This is a genomic window from Staphylococcus sp. aM (genome assembly GCF_052975125.1).
The window spans coordinates 797357-816068 of the sequence record NZ_CP121447.1; the positions used below are offsets into that span (position 1 = coordinate 797357).

The following is an 18712-nucleotide window of genomic DNA, read 5'->3' on the forward strand; positions in this document are numbered from 1 at the left end:
AATTAAAAATTTGCTATAGTTATTCTAGTATTTAGAAGGTAATGAAGAATAAAGACGAGAGAAATACTTTAATTTGCATTTTTAGCAATTGCTATTAAATATCCGTCATTGTTCTTTCAAAATCTTTTTAACATAAAAAATAAGGAAATGGGTGCAAGTCTATGCCTGAACGAGAACGAACTTCTCCTCAATATGAATCTTTCCACGAACTATACAAAAATAACACTACTAAAGAACTCACTCAGAAAGCTAAATCTTTAAAATTAACTAATTATAGTAAATTGAATAAGAAAGAACTTGTATTAGCTATCATGGAAGCTCAAATGGAGAAAGATGGCAATTATTACATGGAGGGTATTTTAGATGATATCCAACCCGATGGTTATGGTTTCTTAAGAACTGTCAATTATTCTAAGGGTGAAAAAGACATCTATATTTCAGCAAGTCAAATTCGCCGTTTTGAAATAAAAAGAGGCGATAAAGTAACAGGTAAAGTTCGTAAACCGAAAGATAATGAGAAATATTATGGATTACTACAAGTGGACTTTGTTAACGATCAAAATGCTGAAGAAGTAAAAAAACGTCCTCACTTCCAAGCGTTGACACCTTTGTATCCAGAAGAACGAATTTTACTAGAAACTGAACCAAGAAATTATTCAACACGTATCATGGATTTAGTAACACCTATTGGTTTAGGACAACGTGGGCTCATTGTAGCGCCACCTAAGGCAGGTAAAACCTCATTACTTAAAGAAATTGCTAATGCAATTATTACCAATAAACCAGAAGCTAAATTATTTGTCTTGTTAGTTGGTGAGAGACCTGAAGAGGTAACTGATATTGAACGTTCAGTAGAATCAGCTGAAGTTGTGCATTCAACTTTTGATGAACCACCACAACATCACGTAAAAGTTGCAGAACTATTATTAGAGAGAGCTAAACGTCTTGTGGAAATAGGCGAAGATGTCATTATATTAATGGACTCAATCACTCGATTAGCTCGAGCATATAACTTAGTCATTCCACCTAGCGGCCGTACACTTTCTGGTGGTCTTGATCCAGCATCTCTTCATAAACCAAAAGCCTTTTTCGGTGCAGCTCGAAATATCGAAGCGGGTGGCAGTTTAACTATTTTAGCTACAGCCTTAGTAGATACAGGGTCAAGAATGGACGATATGATTTATGAAGAATTCAAAGGTACTGGTAATATGGAGCTTCATTTAGATCGTAAATTATCTGAACGACGTATCTTCCCAGCTATAGACATAGGCCGAAGTTCTACACGTAAAGAAGAATTGCTAATTAGTAAGGCTGAATTAGATACATTATGGCAACTTCGTAATCTCTTCACGGATTCTACTGATTTTACCGAGAGATTTATTCGTAAGTTAAAACGTTCAAAAAATAATAAAGATTTCTTTGAACAACTACAAAAATCGGCAGAAGAAAGCACAAAAACAGGTAAACCTATTATTTAATTTTTCAAAGGGTTGCGTTTTACATTAATTACTATTATAATTACCAAGTATTGGGTAAAAACTCACAAATAACTCTGTTCCAGATGGTTCAGGGCAAAGGAGCTGAAAACAATGAAACAAGGAATTCATCCTGAGTATCATAAAGTTATCTTTTTAGATACTACTACAAACTTTAAATTCTTAAGTGGTTCTACTAAAACATCATCAGAAACTATGGAGTGGGAAGATGGTAATGAATACCCAGTTATTCGTTTAGATATTTCTTCTGATTCACATCCTTTCTATACAGGACGTCAAAAATTCGCTGCTGCGGATGGTCGTGTGGAACGCTTCAACAAAAAGTTTGGTCTCAAATCAAACAACAACTAATTTTAAGTTTAGACTGTCTACACCATGTCAATGGTTATGTAGGCAGTTTTTTTTATTATAGTCTATTTAGAGATAAACTTGATAATTAATATAGATGGAAGTAATTTAGAAATGAGATTAGCTAAGGGAAAATACTGTAACTAACTTTTTCGAGTTATTATTGTATAATAGAATAGATTGCAAAAATAGCATTTATGATATTTTAAAATATGATATAATTAAGCGATTATGTTTTGAAAAAGGGTGGAACGCTTAATGTATGAAACTTATCATTCCGGATGGATAGAATGTATTACCGGAAGTATGTTTAGTGGTAAATCAGAGGAACTTATACGTCGACTTAGACGAGGGATTTATGCTAAACAGAAAGTTATTGTTTTTAAACCAGCAATTGATGATCGCTATCATAAAGAAAAGGTAGTTTCACATAATGGCAATGCAATTGAAGCTATAAATATTTCAACAGCTAGAGAAATTTTAAATCATGACTTATCTCATGCAGATGTTATCGGCATTGATGAAGTTCAATTTTTTGATGAAAATATTGTAAGTATCATACAACAACTTGCTGATCAAGGTCATCGTGTCATTGTGGCTGGATTAGATATGGACTTTAAAGGCGAACCGTTTGAGCCAATGCCTAAATTATTGGCTTTAAGTGAGCATGTTACAAAATTGCAAGCTGTATGTGCGGTATGTGGAGGGCCTTCAAGTCGAACACAAAGACTTATCGATGGTCAACCGGCTAAAGCAGATGATCCTATTATTTTAGTAGGTGCTAATGAAAGTTATGAACCAAGATGTAGAGCGCATCATATTGTAGCGCCAAGTGAAAATGAGAAGGAGGAAATGTAGTGTTTGACCAATTAGAAATTGTAGAGGAAAGATATGAACAATTAAATGAAATGTTAAGCGATCCAGATGTCGTAAACGATTCAGATAAATTACGTAAATATTCAAAAGAACAGGCAGAATTGCAAAAAACTGTAGATGTTTATAGAAGCTATAAAAGTAAAAAAGAAGAATTAGCAGATATTGAAGAAATGCTAAATGAAACTTCTGATAAAGAAGAAATTGAAATGTTAAAAGAAGAAAGTTCAAGTTTAAAAAATGAACTTCCTGAAATGGAAGAACAATTAAAATTATTGCTTATTCCTAAAGATCCTAATGATGAAAAAGATGTTATCGTTGAGATTCGTGCGGCAGCTGGTGGCGATGAAGCGGCAATTTTTGCAGGAGATTTAATGAGAATGTACTCTAAGTATGCTGAAGCTCATCATTTTAAAACAGAAATTGTTGAAGTATCTGAAAGTGACCACGGAGGCTATAAAGAAATCAGTTTCTCAGTATCAGGTAATGGTGCTTACAGCAAACTTAAATTTGAAAATGGTGCACATCGTGTTCAACGTGTTCCTGAAACTGAATCTGGTGGTCGTATTCATACCTCTACAGCTACAGTAGCAGTTTTACCAGAAGTCGAAGATGTAGAAATTGAAATTAGAAATGAAGACTTAAAAATTGATACGTATCGTTCAAGTGGTGCAGGTGGTCAGCACGTTAATACAACCGACTCAGCTGTACGTATTACCCACTTACCAACAGGTGTCATTGCTACTTCATCAGAAAAGTCTCAAATACAAAACCGCGAAAAAGCGATGAAAGTATTAAAAGCAAGACTTTATGATATGAAATTGCAAGAAGAACAACAAAAATATGCATCACAACGTAAATCAGCAGTAGGTACAGGTGATCGTTCAGAGAGAATTAGAACGTATAACTATCCTCAAAGTCGTGTAACTGATCATAGAATTGGTTTAACATTACAAAAACTTAGTCAGATTATGGAAGGCAATTTAGATGAAATTATCGATGCTCTAACATTATCTGAACAAACAGACAAATTGAAAGAATTAAACAATGGTGAGTTATAAGGATTACTTAGCAAATGCGATTTCATTAGCAAAAGAGAAAGGCTATGAACAAACACGAGCTGAGTGGTTATTACTTGATACATTTAATTGGTCACGTACGGACTACCTTATTCATATGAATGATGAAATGTCAGTCGCTGACAAAGCCAAACTCGGTTTAAATTTACAAAGAATGCTATCTGGGGAGCCTATCCAATATATTGTGGGATTTCAATCTTTTTATGGATACCGATTTACAGTATCTGATCGATGCCTCATTCCTAGACCTGAAACTGAAGAAGTGATGCTACATTTTTTAAATCTATGTAACGATGGCGATGCTATAGCAGATATAGGGACAGGCAGTGGTGTGTTAGGCATTACATTAAAAAAGTTAAAGCCTACTTTAAGCGTAATAGCTACCGATTTGTATGAAGATGCATTAGATGTGGCACGATTAAACGCAGAACAACACGGAGAAAACATTGATTTCATTCAAGGTAATGCATTAAAACCTTTGATTGAACGAAATATTAAATTAAATGGTTTAATATCTAATCCGCCATATATTGATGTCAAAGAAGTCAAAGATATGGCCAAAACAGTCGTAGACTATGAACCACATCAAGCATTATTTGCTAAAAGTGAAGGTTATGCTATTTATCAATCGATTCTAAATGATTTACCAAAGGTGCTCTTACCAGGTGCACATGTGGTGTTTGAAATTGGATATAATCAAGGTCAGACTTTAAAAGACATGGTCAATAACATGTATCCAGATAAGGGAGTCTCAATTTATCAAGATATTAACCAACTAGATAGAATTTTAGAAATTAAATGGTAAAGTCACGCTCATTTAAATAAATGGATTACTTTTAATTATTAAATTCTTAAATGTATTTAACATAGTTGTGGGGTGGGAATGGGCTTACTTTCAATTGTATATTGAAAGATGAAAAGCTATCCCGCCTTTTTTATGTTAAGTCAAGGAAGAGAGGTGGAAATAAAAAGTGGAGACAAAAATTTGGGATTTAAGATCGTACAGAAATGATATTCAACAAAGTACAGACGTATTGGAAATTAAAGACACAGTATTAAACGGTGGTTTAGTTGCATTACCAACCGAAACAGTATACGGGTTAGGTGCAGACGCTACTAATCAAGAAGCTGTTAGTCAAATTTACGAAGCAAAAGGCAGACCATCTGATAATCCATTAATTGTTCATATTCACGATATGTCACAGATGAATGATTTTATCGATAAAGTAGAGCCCAGAGTACAACAATTAATGGAAACATTTTGGCCAGGACCAATTTCATTTATATTACCTCTAAAGTCGGGGTATCTATGTCCGAAAGTAACTGGTGGTTTGAATTCGATTGCAGTGCGAATGCCAAGTCATCCCATTGGTAGAGGTGTTTTACAACAGATTGATAAACCAATTGCGGCACCAAGTGCAAATATTAGTGGTAGACCATCTCCGACAACGTTTGAACATGTATACCAAGATTTGAATGGTAGAATTGACGGAATTATTAATGGTGATCAGAGCGAAGAAGGTTTGGAAAGTACAGTATTGGATTGTACACAATACCCTTTTAGAATTGCACGTCCAGGTTCAATAACTAAGATGATGCTTGAAAACGTAATTCCTAACTGCATAGAGTCATCAAATTATAATGAAGCTTCTCAACCTATCGCACCTGGAATGAAATATAAGCATTATTCGCCAGATACTCCAGTAACCATTTTAAAAGAATTAAATAAAAAAATTCTAGATAACAAAAAATGGGAACAGGTAGCGTTCGTTGTGCCTGATAGTTTGTCGCATTTTCTACCTAAAGAAGCCACATATATCAAATTATGTGATAATGAAGCTGATATCAAACAAGCGAATCATTTACTATATAGCATTTTGCATGAAATCGATCAACGTGTAGATATTATTCAAGCATATATTTATGGATTTGATGAAAGTGATCAATCTGAGGCAATTATGAATCGTATGTTGAAAGCTGCTGGAAATAAAATTGTGAAAGAGGCGTCTTTATGAAAGTGATGTTTGTTTGTACAGGCAATACCTGCCGAAGTCCAATGGCTGAAAGTATAGCTAAAGCTTTATTTAATAAAGAAAATATTACAGTAGAATCAAGAGGTATATTTGCTTTAGATCATCAACCAGTCTCAAAATTGTCACAAGAAATCATACAAGAACATGGATTACCACATCCATCATTAACACAGTCGTTTTCTGAAAAAGATATCGAAGCAAATCTGATTTTAACCATGTCACAATCACATAAAGACATTTTAAAATCGCAATATGGTACAACTTTAAATATATTTACTTTAAGTGAATTTGTAGGTGACACATCAGAAGTTAATGATCCATATGGTGGGGATAAACAAATTTATTTGAAAACTTATAAACAAATTTATGACTTAATTAGTAAAATTAATCCAAAAGATCTGCAAGAGAATTATATATAATTAGTATATGTTACGCTTTAAATACGTTATAATAAGGGAGTATAGCAAGTTTGCTATGTTCCTTTTTTATATTTTAAGGGGGTGGGTTTTAAATGCAAGATTTTTCAATGTTGTTAGAAGAATTAAAAGCGATGTCATTTTTTAATGAAGGTGAAATATGTTTGATTGGTTGTTCAACTTCTGAAGTGCTAGGTGAACACATCGGTTCAGTAGGATCAATGGAAGTAGCTGAATCGATATTTAATGATTTAAATGAAATTAAATTACAAACAGGTGTTTCGTTTGCATTTCAAGGATGTGAACATATCAATAGAGCAATCACCATTGAAAGATCCGATTTTAATCCACTGACAATGGAAGAAGTTACTGTTGTTCCAGATGTTCATGCAGGTGGCAGTTTAGCAACTTATGCATATCAACATATGGAAGACCCAATCGTTGTTGAACATATCACCGTGCCTAAAGGTATAGATATAGGTCAAACATTAATAGGTATGCATATTCAACATGTTTGCGTACCGGTTAGAACAAGTGTAAAGCAAGTTGGGGAAGCAATCGTTACCATTGCGACATCTAGACCTAAGAAAATTGGTGGCGAACGTGCAAAATATAATTAATTAGTTGAAAGAAGGGGTTTATATGTCTTACATCGAAAAGCAAGATAAAGTAATTTTTGAAGCCATTGAGCAAGAGTTTAATCGACAAAATAATAATATTGAGTTAATTGCATCAGAAAACTTTGTTTCTGAAGCTGTTATGGAAGCACAAGGTTCAGTACTAACTAATAAATATGCAGAGGGCTATCCAGGTCGTCGTTATTATGGTGGTTGTGAGTTTGTTGATGTAACTGAATCAGTTGCCATTGATCGTGCCAAAGCATTATTCGGTGCTGAGCATGTAAATGTGCAGCCACATTCAGGATCTCAGGCAAACATGGCTGTATATTTAGTAGCGTTAGACTATGGAGATACAGTTTTAGGTATGAATTTAAGCCATGGTGGTCATTTAACTCATGGATCTCCAGTGAATTTTAGTGGTAAATCATATCATTTTGTTGAATATGGCGTAGATAAAGATACAGAACTTATTAATTATGATGAAGTACGTAAGTTAGCCATTGAACATAAACCTAAATTAATCGTTGCAGGGGCATCTGCTTATTCACGACAAATTGATTTTAAAAAATTCAAAGAAATCGCTGATGAAGTAGGCGCTAAATTAATGGTTGATATGGCACACATTGCAGGGTTAGTAGCAGCAGGTTTACATCAAAATCCTGTCGAATATGCTGACTTTGTTACGACAACAACACATAAAACTTTACGTGGACCACGTGGTGGGATGATTCTTTGTAAAGAAGAATACAAAAAGGCAATTGATAAAACAATGTTCCCAGGAATCCAAGGCGGACCACTTGAGCATGTGATTGCTGCAAAAGCAGTTGCTTTCGGTGAAGCGTTACACAATGATTTCAAAGTATATCAAAATCAAGTAATTAAAAATGCAAAAGCATTGGCAGAAGCATTATCTAAAGAAGGTTTTAGAATTGTATCAGGTGGAACTGATAATCATCTTATAGCTGTTGATGTTAAAGGTTCTGTGAATATCACAGGTAAAGTAGCAGAAGAAACACTTGATAAAGTTGGTATCACTTGTAATAAAAATACTATTCCATTTGATCAAGAGAAACCTTTTGTGACAAGTGGTATTAGATTAGGAACACCAGCAGCCACTACACGTGGTTTTGATGAAACAGCATTTGAAGAGGTTGCAAAAATCATTAGCTTAGCATTAAAAAATCATGAGGATGAAACTAAGTTAAATGAAGCAAAATCACGTGTTTTAGCGTTAACTGAAAAATATCCTTTATATCAATAATATTAAGGAATTTTTAGAAATATTGGAGGAAATGAAAAATGAGTAAAGTACATGTATTTGATCACCCATTAATTCAACACAAATTAAGTTATATTCGCGAGGCTCATACTGGCACAAAGGAATTTAGAGAACTTGTTGATGAAGTTGGTATGCTTATGGCTTACGAAGTAACAAGAGATCTAGAGTTACAAGATGTCGAAATTGAAACACCTGTAACTAAAATGACAGCTAAACGTTTAGCGGGTAAAAAATTAGCAATTGTACCTATATTAAGAGCTGGATTAGGTATGACAGAAGGTATTTTAAGTTTAGTTCCGGCAGCTAGAGTAGGACATATTGGACTTTATAGAGATCCAGAAACACTTGAAGCGGTAGAATACTTCTCTAAAATGCCTCAAGATATTGATGAGCGTGAAATTATTGTTGTTGATCCTATGTTAGCAACAGGAGCTTCGGCGATTGAGGCTATCACGTCATTAAAAAATAAAGGTGCCAAAAATATTCGTTTTATGTGCTTAATTGCAGCGCCTGAAGGTGTAGAAAAAATGAAAGAAGCACATGATGATGTTGATATTTATATTGCTGCTTTAGATGAGAAACTTAATGATAAAGCTTATATCACACCAGGTTTAGGTGACGCGGGAGATAGATTATTCGGCACTAAATAGAAAATGAAAACGGAGATAGATACGTTTGAAGAAAAAAATTATGACAATCTTTGGGACTAGGCCGGAAGCTATCAAGATGGCGCCGCTAGTCAAAGCAATAGAAAATGATAACCAATTAGAAGTATGTGTAGTCGTTACAGCACAACATAGAGAAATGTTAGATTCTGTATTAAACACATTTGATATACAACCTGATTATGACTTAAATATCATGAAAGAGGGTCAAACACTTTCAGAAATTACATCTAAAGCTATGATGGAGTTAGAGTCAATAATCAAACGTATTAACCCTGATATGGTATTAGTTCATGGAGATACAGCAACTACATTTTCAGGAAGTTTAGCGGCATTTTATAATCAAGTACCGATTGGTCATGTAGAAGCAGGTTTGAGAAGTTTTGACAAATATTCACCTTATCCTGAGGAAATGAATAGACAAATGGTAGGTGTACTATCTGATATTCATTTTGCACCTACCTCAAATGCTCAAAAGCATCTGTTGGATGAAGGTAAGAAAAAGTCTTCGGTTGTAGTGACAGGTAATACTGCAATTGACGCTTTGAATTATACAGTTAATGAGGATTATCAATCTGAGATACTTGAAAAGCACAAAAACAAGAAAATTTTGTTATTAACTGCTCATCGTAGAGAGAACCTTGGAGAGCCAATGGAAAATATCTTTAAAGCTGTCCGAAAACTTGCTGACGAAGATGAATCATTAGTTGTTGTATATCCAGTGCATATGAATCCTACAGTTAGAGGTATCGCTCAGAAAATTTTAGGGAATCATGAAAGAATAGAACTCATTGAACCATTAGATGTGTTAGATTTTCATAATTTTGCTAAACAAGCATATTTAATTCTTACAGATTCTGGTGGTATCCAAGAAGAGGCACCTTCATTACACAAACCAGTATTAGTATTAAGAGACAATACTGAGAGACCTGAAGGCGTTGATGCGGGCACTTTAAAAGTAGTTGGTACTTCATTAGATAATGTTTATAATGAAACTAAACACTTATTAGAAGATCAACAAGCCTACCAACGTATGTGCAATGCTAAAAATCCATACGGAGATGGTAAATCTTCAGAAAGAATAGTGAATCATATTAAGTATTATTTTAATTTAACAAATGAAAAACCAAAAGATTTTAATCAATAAAAAATGTATTCCGTTTAAATGTGGCTAATTTGTGACAATTTTGCCTTAAAATTTAACAACAATTTGAATAGAATTGACACCGTTGTGGCCACTATATTATCATTTAGATTGTATGAGTGGAACGGTTTACATGATTGTATAAGACACTCGGAGGCAAACAAATGGGTCGTTTCTACATCATTTTCAAACAATATATACAATATTATCTTTATTTATTGATATTATTAGGTATATTGTATCTCTTTTCACCCCATCCATTTTTACTTGGATTGATTATTGGTACATGTGGATCTTTAATTAATACATACATCTTTGAGAGTTATTTATTCCACGCACAGAAAGCAGATTCTAATCATATATCTACAGGCAACATGTGGAGATATTTAGTTGCTATAGTTGTGTGTTCAATTTGGTTTTTCTTTAAAGATTACATCAATATCATTGGGGTGTTAATAGGGCTAATGATTTCTTATATTGTAATCATATGTCGCCCTCTACTTAATAGGGAGTAAAATTCAATACGAAAGAGGTGAGAATATGGATCATAAACATCCGATAGTAAGTTGGGATGTTTTCGGCTTTGACCTTGTTTTTAACATGGCAAGTGTAATGATGGTGCTAATTACTGCAGTTATCGTTTTTCTATTAGCTATTATTTGCACACGTAATCTGAAGAAACGACCAACTGGCAAACAAAACTTCATTGAATGGATTTTTGACTTTGTTAGAGGAATCATTGAAGGTAATATGGCATGGAAAAAAGGTGGACATTTTCACTTCTTAGCAGTGACTTTAATTTTATACATCTTTATTGCAAATATGCTAGGTTTACCATTCTCAATTGTAACTAAAGACCACTATTTATGGTGGAAATCACCAACAGCTGATGCAACAGTTACATTGACATTGTCTACTACAGTAATTCTTTTAACACATTTTTATGGAATTAAAATGCGTGGTACGAAGAATTATTTTAAAGGATACGTTCAACCTTTTTGGCCACTTGCAATTATAAACGTCTTTGAAGAATTCACTTCAACCTTAACACTTGGACTACGTTTATATGGTAATATCTTTGCAGGTGAGTTACTACTTAGCCTATTAGCTGGACTTGTAACAAATCAACCAGCTTGGGGTTGGATTATTGGTATTCCAGGTTTAATTGTTTGGCAAGGATTCTCAATCTTTGTAGGTTCAATCCAAGCATATATCTTCATTATGCTTTCAATGGTTTACATGTCACATAAAGTGGCAGATGGACACTAAATTTTAAAAATTATATACAATCTTAGGAGGAAAATTTATTATGAATTTAATCGCAGCGGCAATCGCAATTGGTTTATCAGCATTAGGTGCAGGTATCGGTAACGGTCTTATCGTATCTAGAACAGTAGAAGGTGTAGCACGTCAACCAGAAGCTCGTGGTCAATTAATGGGTATTATGTTCATTGGTGTTGGTTTAGTTGAGGCTTTACCTATCATCGGTGTTGTAATTGCATTCATGACATTTGCTGGATAAGACATTTATTTAAGGCGAAGTCTATTAGACTCTCGCCGTTCGTTTTATTTTTTATAGCTTAATGATTATTTTGACGAAAGGAGTGTCATGATCCCGTGACTGCAACAGCTAATATGTTCGTTATTGGTGCAGCTTCAGGCGTTGAGTGGGGTACTGTAATTGTACAAATCGTTACTTTTATTATCCTATTAGCGTTATTGAAAAAGTTTGCTTGGGGTCCATTAAAAGAAGTAATGGACAAACGTGAACGTGATATTAACAAAGATATCGACGATGCTGAACAAGCTAAATTAAATGCACAAAAACTTGAAGAAGAAAATAAACAGACACTTAAAGAAACTCAAGATGAAGTTCAAAGAATTCTAGAAGATGCGAAAGTTCAAGCTCGAAAACAACATGAAGAAATCATTCATGAAGCTAATGTAAGAGCTAACGGCATGATTGAAACAGCTCAAAGTGAAATTAATAGTCAAAAAGAACGTGCAATTGCAGATATTAATAATCAAGTATCAGAACTATCTGTACTTATTGCTTCTAAAGTTCTTAGAAAAGAAATTTCAGAGCAAGATCAAAAAGAATTAGTTGAAAAGTATCTAAAAGAGGCAGGCGATAAATAATGGCAAAAGTCGCTGATAAATACGCAAAGGCATTATTCGATGTTTCTGCAGATACAAATCAATTAGATAATATTTATGAGGAATTGGAAGTAATTAGTCATTCCTCATTCGATTATATTAAAGACTTAAAAGCTATTGATAGTAATCCAAAATTAACATTACAAAAACGTCAAAGTTTTGTAGAAAATGTTTATGGTGGCGCTAATCAATATATCGTTAATATGTTAAAAGTATTGGCTGAAAATCGTCATATTTCATACATTGAAGATGTATTTAAAGCTTTTCAATCTCAGTATAATCAACACAATAATCAAGATTTCGCATTAATAGAATCAACTTATGATTTAAACGATGATGAAATTTCTAAAATCGTTGAACTAGTTAAAGAACAAACAAACTTATCTAAAGTAATTGTAAATACTAAAATTAATCAAGACTTAATTGGTGGTTTTAGAGTTAAGGTCGGCACGACTGTTATGGATGGCAGTGTCAAAAATGATCTTGTTCAATTACAACGTAAATTTAAAAGAGCTAACTAATTAATAAAGAGGAGTGACATAGATGGCCATAAAAGCTGAAGAAATCAGTGCATTACTTCGCTCACAAATTGAGAATTATGAGTCAGAAATGTCCGTTACAGATGTTGGTACAGTATTACAAATTGGTGATGGTATCGCATTAATTCACGGACTAAATGACGTTATGGCTGGTGAGCTAGTAGAATTCCAAAACGGCGTGCTTGGTTTAGCACAAAACCTTGAAGAATCTAATGTTGGTGTGGTTATCTTAGGACCATACACTGATATTAGTGAAGGGGACGAAGTTAAACGTACAGGACGTATTATGGAAGTACCAGTAGGTGAAGAACTTATTGGTCGTGTAGTAAATCCATTAGGTCAACCAATTGATGGACAAGGTCCTATCAATGCTACTAAAACTAGACCAGTGGAAAAGAAAGCAACTGGTGTTATGGATCGTAAATCAGTTGATGAACCTTTACAAACTGGTATCAAAGCAATTGACGCGTTAGTACCTATTGGTCGTGGTCAACGTGAGTTAATCATCGGTGACCGTCAAACTGGTAAAACAACTATCGCAATTGATACAATTTTAAACCAAAAAACAGAAGATACAATTTGTATCTATGTTGCGATTGGACAAAAGGACTCAACAGTAAGAGCGAACGTTGAAAAATTAAGACAAGCTGGCGCTTTAGATTACACAATCGTTGTTTCAGCATCTGCAGCTGAACCAGCTCCATTACTATACATTGCACCATACGCTGGTGTAACTATGGGTGAAGAGTTCATGTTTAATGGTAAGCACGTTTTAATCGTGTATGATGACTTAACTAAACAAGCATCAGCTTACCGTGAACTATCATTATTATTACGTAGACCTCCAGGTCGTGAAGCATATCCAGGTGATGTTTTCTATCTACATAGTAGATTACTTGAAAGAGCAGCTAAATTGAATGATGACTTAGGTGGCGGCTCAATTACTGCGTTACCTATTATTGAAACTCAAGCTGGAGACATTTCAGCTTACGTTCCAACAAACGTTATCTCAATTACTGATGGTCAAATTTTCTTACAATCTGATTTATTCTTCTCAGGTGTAAGACCTGCAATTAACGCTGGACAATCCGTATCACGTGTTGGTGGTTCAGCACAAATTAAAGCTATGAAGAAAGTTGCAGGTACTTTAAGATTAGACCTTGCTTCTTATAGAGAATTAGAATCATTTGCTCAATTTGGTTCTGATCTAGATGAATTCACAGCTAGAAAATTAGAGCGTGGTAAACGTACAGTTGAAATCTTGAAACAAGATCAAAACAAACCACTTCCTGTTGAAAATCAAGTATTAATTATCTTTGCATTAACTAAAGGATATCTAGATGATATCCCAGTTGAAGATATTACTCGTTTTGAAGACGAACTAAACCACTGGGCAGCTTCAAATGCAACTGATTTATTATCAGAAATCAGAGAAACTGGTGGCTTACCAGATGCTGATAAATTTGATACTGCAATTACGGAATTCAAAAAAAGCTTTAGTAAATCTGAATAATAAAGAATAGTAATTAAAGGTGGTGAGATAGTGGGTTCTTTAAAAGAAATAGATACACGTATAAAATCAACCAAAAAGATGAAGCAAATTACTAAGGCGATGAACATGGTATCAAGCTCTAAATTACGAAGAGCGGAGAAAAATACTAAACAATTCAAGCCTTATATGGATAAAATGCAAGATGCTATTACAGCTGTAGCTGGATCAAACAAAAATTCTAGCCATCCTATGCTTAAAGAAAGAGATGTAAAACGTAGTGGTTATCTTGTTATCACAAGTGACAAAGGTTTAGCTGGTGCGTACAGTGCTAATGTACTTAAAAGATTAGTAACTGACATCAAACAAAAGCATAATGATAGTAGTGAATATAGTATTGTGGTATTAGGTCAACAAGGTGTTGATTTCCTAAAAACACGTGGTTATGAAATCGAAAGTTCACTAGTTGATTTACCAGACCAACCTTCATTTAAATCTATTCAAGCTCTTGCAAAACATGCAATTGATTTATACAGTGAAGAAAATATTGATGAGTTAAATATTTATTACAGTCATTATGTAAGTGTGTTAGAAAATAAACCTACTACTAAAAAGGTTCTTCCATTATCTCAAGAAGATTCAAGTCAAGGTCATGGTCATATGTCTACATATGAATTTGAACCTGATAAAGAATCTATCTTAAGTGTTATCTTACCGCAATATGTAGAAAGCTTAATATACGGTACGATTTTAGACGCTAAAGCAAGTGAACATGCATCACGTATGACAGCAATGAAAAATGCGTCTGATAATGCTACAGAACTTATTGATGACTTATCATTAGAATACAATAGAGCTAGACAAGCAGCTATCACGCAACAAATCACTGAAATTGTTGGTGGTTCAGCAGCACTTGAATAAAATTAAAAGGAGGAAAAAAGCATGGGAATTGGCCGTGTAACTCAAGTTATGGGTCCTGTTATTGATGTTCGCTTTGAACATAACGAAGTCCCTGATATTAATAATGCCCTTATTATTGAAGTTCCAAAAGAAGATGGAACGTTAAACTTAACATTAGAAGTTGCACTACAATTAGGTGATGATGTTGTACGTACAATTGCAATGGATTCAACTGATGGTGTTCAAAGAGGCATGGATGTTAAAGACACAGGTAAAGATATTAGTGTACCTGTAGGCGATGAAACGCTTGGAAGAGTGTTTAATGTACTAGGTGAAACAATTGACTTGGAAGAGAAAATTGATGATTCCGTACGTCGTGATCCAATCCATAGACAATCACCAGGTTTCGATGAATTATCTACTGAAGTAGAAATCTTAGAAACAGGTATTAAAGTAGTAGACTTATTAGCACCTTACATTAAAGGTGGTAAAGTTGGACTATTCGGTGGTGCCGGAGTAGGTAAAACCGTTTTAATCCAAGAATTAATTAACAATATTGCACAAGAACATGGTGGTATTTCAGTATTCGCGGGTGTAGGTGAACGTACTCGTGAAGGTAATGATTTATACTATGAAATGAGTGATAGTGGTGTAATTAAGAAAACAGCGATGGTATTTGGACAAATGAATGAACCACCTGGCGCACGTATGCGTGTAGCTTTATCTGGTTTAACTATGGCTGAATACTTCCGTGATGAACAAGGACAAGACGTACTTTTATTCATCGATAATATTTTCAGATTTACACAAGCTGGTTCTGAAGTTTCTGCATTACTTGGTCGTATGCCTTCAGCCGTTGGTTACCAACCAACATTATCAACTGAAATGGGTCAATTACAAGAACGAATTACATCTACAAATAAAGGTTCTGTAACATCTATTCAAGCAGTTTTCGTACCTGCCGATGACTACACTGACCCAGCGCCAGCAACTGCCTTCGCTCACTTAGACTCAACTACAAACTTAGAGCGTAAGTTAACTGAAATGGGTATTTATCCAGCTGTTGATCCATTAGCATCAACTTCTAGAGCTTTAGAACCATCAATTGTTGGTCAAGAACATTATGAAGTAGCTCGTGGAGTTCAATCTACATTACAAAAATATAGAGAATTACAAGATATCATTGCAATTCTTGGTATGGATGAATTATCTGAAGAAGATAGACAAACTGTAGAACGTGCACGTAGAATTCAATTCTTCTTATCACAAAACTTCCACGTGGCTGAACAGTTCACTGGTCAAAAAGGATCTTATGTTCCTGTTAAAACAACTGTAGCGGACTTTAAAGATATCTTAGAAGGTAAATATGATCATATTCCGGAAGATGCATTCCGCTTAGTAGGTAGCATGCAAGATGTAATTGCGAAAGCTAAAGACATGGGTGTTGAAGTCTAATAATTAGGAGGTATGGATAATGAATACATTAAGCCTAAATATTGTCACTCCTAATGGTTCTGTCTATGAACGAGATGATGTAGAACTAGCTGTTTTACAAACTACAGCTGGCGAAATGGGTGTGATGAATGGACACATTCCAACCGTTTCTGCATTAAAGACTGGCTATGTCAAAGTAAATTTTCATAATGGAAATGAATATATAGCAGTTAGTGATGGGTTTGTAGAAGTTAGACAACATCAACTATCAATTATTGTCCAAACAGCTGAAACTGCTACTGAAATTGATGTTGAAAGAGCTAAATTAGCTAAATCAAGAGCAGAATCGCATTTAGATAATGATGATGATAATAGTGACATTAATAGAGCCAAAAGAGCGTTAGAACGAGCAAATAACCGTTTACGTGTGGCTGAACTTAAATAAATGATAAAAGGCTTGGAAATAAACCAGATATGGTGTTTCCAAGCCTTTTAATATACATATAAATCTTCCTTTGTTTACAGTTAATTGTAGTATCATTATTAACTTTTTTCATGTACAATGTTATACAGTAATCAATTCTAAGGAGTTAACTATGGATTATCTTGGACAGTTTGCAATTATACATTTGATATTACATGTGATATGTATTTGCATAGCTTATTGGGCATTGAATTCAATTCGCCTCGATCAATTTTTTAAAAAAGGTTATGCTACACAAGTTCAAATTTGTATGATATTTATAGCTATAATGTTGGGAACGAGTGTGAGTAATTTCATAATTGACTTATTACAGTTTTCCACTCAATTAAAATATATAATGAAATAGTGCGTTTTTAGTTTTTTCATATTGAAAAACGGATATAATATAATAATGAATAATAAATTTTATATAGTAGGGAAATGTAAATAACTAGGAGATTTAAGTGGAGGATTTAAGATGGATAAAATAGTAATTAATGGTGGTAACCAATTAAAAGGAGAAGTCAAAGTAGAAGGTGCTAAAAATGCAGTTTTACCTGTGTTAACAGCTTCACTCTTAGCTTCTAAAGGTACAAGCAAATTAGTTAATGTACCTGCATTAAGTGACGTAGAAACAATTAATAATGTATTATCAACATTAAATGCAGATGTTACATATAAAAAAGATGAAAATGCAGTGGTAGTAGATGCTACTAAAACATTAAATGAAGAGGCCCCATATGAATATGTAAGTAAAATGCGTGCAAGTATTTTAGTTATGGGACCTTTATTAGCACGTTTAGGACATGCGATAGTTGCATTACCAGGTGGTTGTGCGATTGGAAGTCGTCCTATTGAACAACATATCAAAGGTTTTGAGGCATTAGGAGCTGAAATACATTTAGAAAATGGAAATATTTATGCAAATGCAAAAGATGGTTTAAAAGGTGCTTCAATACATTTAGACTTCCCAAGCGTTGGCGGGACTCAAAACTTAATTATGGCTGCATCATTAGCATCAGGAAAAACAGTATTAGAAAATGCTGCTAAAGAACCTGAAATTGTTGATTTAGCTAATTATATAAATGAAATGGGCGGAAAAATTACAGGTGCTGGTACAGACACTATTACAATCCATGGTGTTGAATATTTAACAGGTGTAGAGCATTCAATTATTCCAGATAGAATTGAAGCAGGTACTTTACTTATTGCAGGTGCGATAACACGTGGAGATATATTTGTTCGTGGTGCAATCAAAGAGCATATGTCTAGCTTAGTTTATAAACTTGAAGAAATGGGCGTTAAATTAGATTATCAAGAAGATGGAATTCGTGTATCTGCTGAAGGAGATTTAAAACCTGTAGATGTAAAAACATTACCACACCCTGGGTTCCCTACAGATATGCAATCTCAAATGATGGCATTATTATTAACAGCGAATGGTCATAAAGTTATTACAGAAACAGTCTTTGAAAATAGATTTATGCATGTTGCAGAATTCCGTAGAATGAATGCAAATATTGATGTTGAAGGTAGAAGCGCTAAGATTGAAGGTAAGAGTGATTTACAAGGTGCACAAGTAAAAGCAACTGATTTAAGAGCAGCAGCAGCACTTATTTTAGCTGGTTTAGTTGCTGAAGGTACAACTCAAGTTACTGAATTAAAACATTTAGATAGAGGTTATGTAGATTTACATGGCAAATTAAAATCATTAGGCGCTAATATCGAACGTATTAATGATTAATTTGAAGCATTAACTTTTGGTCAAACATGGAGG

At 34.1% G+C, this 18712-nt stretch carries 22 protein-coding genes; all 22 read left to right on the forward strand.

Translation table 11 applies throughout. The annotated features are described in order from the left end of the window. Positions 1-161 precede the first annotated feature (161 nt). The 22 genes from rho (at position 162) to murA (ending at position 18679) form a co-directional block, all read left to right on the forward strand. Positions 162-1478 carry a transcription termination factor Rho gene (rho, locus tag P7F85_RS03815; protein WP_002466784.1) on the forward strand — a complete coding sequence of 439 codons (1317 nt, stop codon included), beginning with the start codon at positions 162-164 and terminating at the stop codon, positions 1476-1478. Between the two features lie 111 nt (positions 1479-1589). Next, complete coding sequence (locus tag P7F85_RS03820) at positions 1590-1847, forward strand: type B 50S ribosomal protein L31 (RefSeq protein ID WP_002451669.1); 258 nt, start codon at positions 1590-1592, stop codon at positions 1845-1847. Positions 1848-2102: 255 nt separating this feature from the next. Beyond that, entirely contained in the window at positions 2103-2702 is a 600-nt protein-coding gene (locus P7F85_RS03825; RefSeq protein ID WP_002466778.1) for a thymidine kinase, read from the forward strand. Continuing rightward, the gene (gene prfA / locus P7F85_RS03830; RefSeq protein WP_002466766.1) at positions 2702-3778 is read left to right on the forward strand and encodes a peptide chain release factor 1; all 1077 of its coding nucleotides are present in this window, start codon (positions 2702-2704) and stop codon (positions 3776-3778) included. Before P7F85_RS03825 ends, prfA begins: the two co-directional genes overlap by 1 nt. Further along, on the forward strand, positions 3765-4601 hold the full coding sequence (gene prmC, locus P7F85_RS03835; protein WP_015364823.1) for a peptide chain release factor N(5)-glutamine methyltransferase: 837 nt from the start codon (positions 3765-3767) through the stop codon (positions 4599-4601). Before prfA ends, prmC begins: the two co-directional genes overlap by 14 nt. A 166-nt stretch (positions 4602-4767) precedes the next feature. After that, positions 4768-5811, forward strand: coding sequence for an L-threonylcarbamoyladenylate synthase (locus P7F85_RS03840; protein WP_002466748.1), 1044 nt, complete (start codon positions 4768-4770; stop codon positions 5809-5811). Continuing rightward, positions 5808-6248, forward strand: a complete 441-nt coding sequence (locus tag P7F85_RS03845; RefSeq protein WP_002466767.1) for a low molecular weight protein arginine phosphatase — start codon at positions 5808-5810, stop codon at positions 6246-6248. Before P7F85_RS03840 ends, P7F85_RS03845 begins: the two co-directional genes overlap by 4 nt. Positions 6249-6340: 92 nt before the next feature. Next, positions 6341-6865: a TIGR01440 family protein gene (locus P7F85_RS03850; RefSeq protein WP_002466769.1), complete on the forward strand. Its 525-nt coding sequence runs from the start codon at positions 6341-6343 to the stop codon at positions 6863-6865. Positions 6866-6887: 22 nt separating this feature from the next. Beyond that, complete coding sequence (glyA, locus tag P7F85_RS03855) at positions 6888-8126, forward strand: serine hydroxymethyltransferase (RefSeq protein ID WP_002466747.1); 1239 nt, start codon at positions 6888-6890, stop codon at positions 8124-8126. 38 nt (positions 8127-8164) lie between these two features. Beyond that, positions 8165-8794: a uracil phosphoribosyltransferase gene (gene upp / locus P7F85_RS03860; RefSeq protein ID WP_002451661.1), complete on the forward strand. Its 630-nt coding sequence runs from the start codon at positions 8165-8167 to the stop codon at positions 8792-8794. 40 nt (positions 8795-8834) lie between these two features. Beyond that, a complete protein-coding gene (wecB, locus tag P7F85_RS03865) occupies positions 8835-9956 on the forward strand; it encodes a non-hydrolyzing UDP-N-acetylglucosamine 2-epimerase (protein WP_031464145.1) in 1122 nt (373 codons plus the stop codon). Between the two features lie 161 nt (positions 9957-10117). Further along, positions 10118-10468 carry an ATP synthase subunit I gene (locus P7F85_RS03870; RefSeq protein ID WP_002466745.1) on the forward strand — a complete coding sequence of 117 codons (351 nt, stop codon included), beginning with the start codon at positions 10118-10120 and terminating at the stop codon, positions 10466-10468. 25 nt (positions 10469-10493) lie between these two features. After that, on the forward strand, positions 10494-11222 hold the full coding sequence (gene atpB, locus P7F85_RS03875) for a F0F1 ATP synthase subunit A (RefSeq protein ID WP_002466772.1): 729 nt from the start codon (positions 10494-10496) through the stop codon (positions 11220-11222). A gap of 40 nt (positions 11223-11262) precedes the next feature. Continuing rightward, positions 11263-11475, forward strand: a complete 213-nt coding sequence (atpE, locus tag P7F85_RS03880) for a F0F1 ATP synthase subunit C (RefSeq protein ID WP_001048816.1) — start codon at positions 11263-11265, stop codon at positions 11473-11475. Between the two features lie 95 nt (positions 11476-11570). Further along, entirely contained in the window at positions 11571-12092 is a 522-nt protein-coding gene (locus P7F85_RS03885) for a F0F1 ATP synthase subunit B (RefSeq protein ID WP_002451657.1), read from the forward strand. Continuing rightward, on the forward strand, positions 12092-12631 hold the full coding sequence (locus P7F85_RS03890; RefSeq protein ID WP_002466758.1) for a F0F1 ATP synthase subunit delta: 540 nt from the start codon (positions 12092-12094) through the stop codon (positions 12629-12631). The genes P7F85_RS03885 and P7F85_RS03890 overlap by 1 nt, the downstream gene beginning before the upstream one ends. Positions 12632-12653: 22 nt before the next feature. Beyond that, positions 12654-14162: a F0F1 ATP synthase subunit alpha gene (gene atpA / locus P7F85_RS03895; RefSeq protein WP_002466761.1), complete on the forward strand. Its 1509-nt coding sequence runs from the start codon at positions 12654-12656 to the stop codon at positions 14160-14162. 30 nt (positions 14163-14192) lie between these two features. Beyond that, the gene (atpG, locus tag P7F85_RS03900; RefSeq protein ID WP_002466776.1) at positions 14193-15059 is read left to right on the forward strand and encodes an ATP synthase F1 subunit gamma; all 867 of its coding nucleotides are present in this window, start codon (positions 14193-14195) and stop codon (positions 15057-15059) included. A gap of 21 nt (positions 15060-15080) precedes the next feature. Beyond that, positions 15081-16493, forward strand: a complete 1413-nt coding sequence (gene atpD / locus P7F85_RS03905) for a F0F1 ATP synthase subunit beta (protein WP_270251652.1) — start codon at positions 15081-15083, stop codon at positions 16491-16493. Between the two features lie 19 nt (positions 16494-16512). Continuing rightward, positions 16513-16917: a F0F1 ATP synthase subunit epsilon gene (locus P7F85_RS03910; RefSeq protein ID WP_002451652.1), complete on the forward strand. Its 405-nt coding sequence runs from the start codon at positions 16513-16515 to the stop codon at positions 16915-16917. 151 nt (positions 16918-17068) lie between these two features. After that, the gene (locus P7F85_RS03915; RefSeq protein ID WP_015364825.1) at positions 17069-17302 is read left to right on the forward strand and encodes a DUF1146 family protein; all 234 of its coding nucleotides are present in this window, start codon (positions 17069-17071) and stop codon (positions 17300-17302) included. 111 nt (positions 17303-17413) lie between these two features. Further along, positions 17414-18679 carry a UDP-N-acetylglucosamine 1-carboxyvinyltransferase gene (gene murA / locus P7F85_RS03920; protein WP_002466773.1) on the forward strand — a complete coding sequence of 422 codons (1266 nt, stop codon included), beginning with the start codon at positions 17414-17416 and terminating at the stop codon, positions 18677-18679. Positions 18680-18712 lie beyond the last annotated feature (33 nt).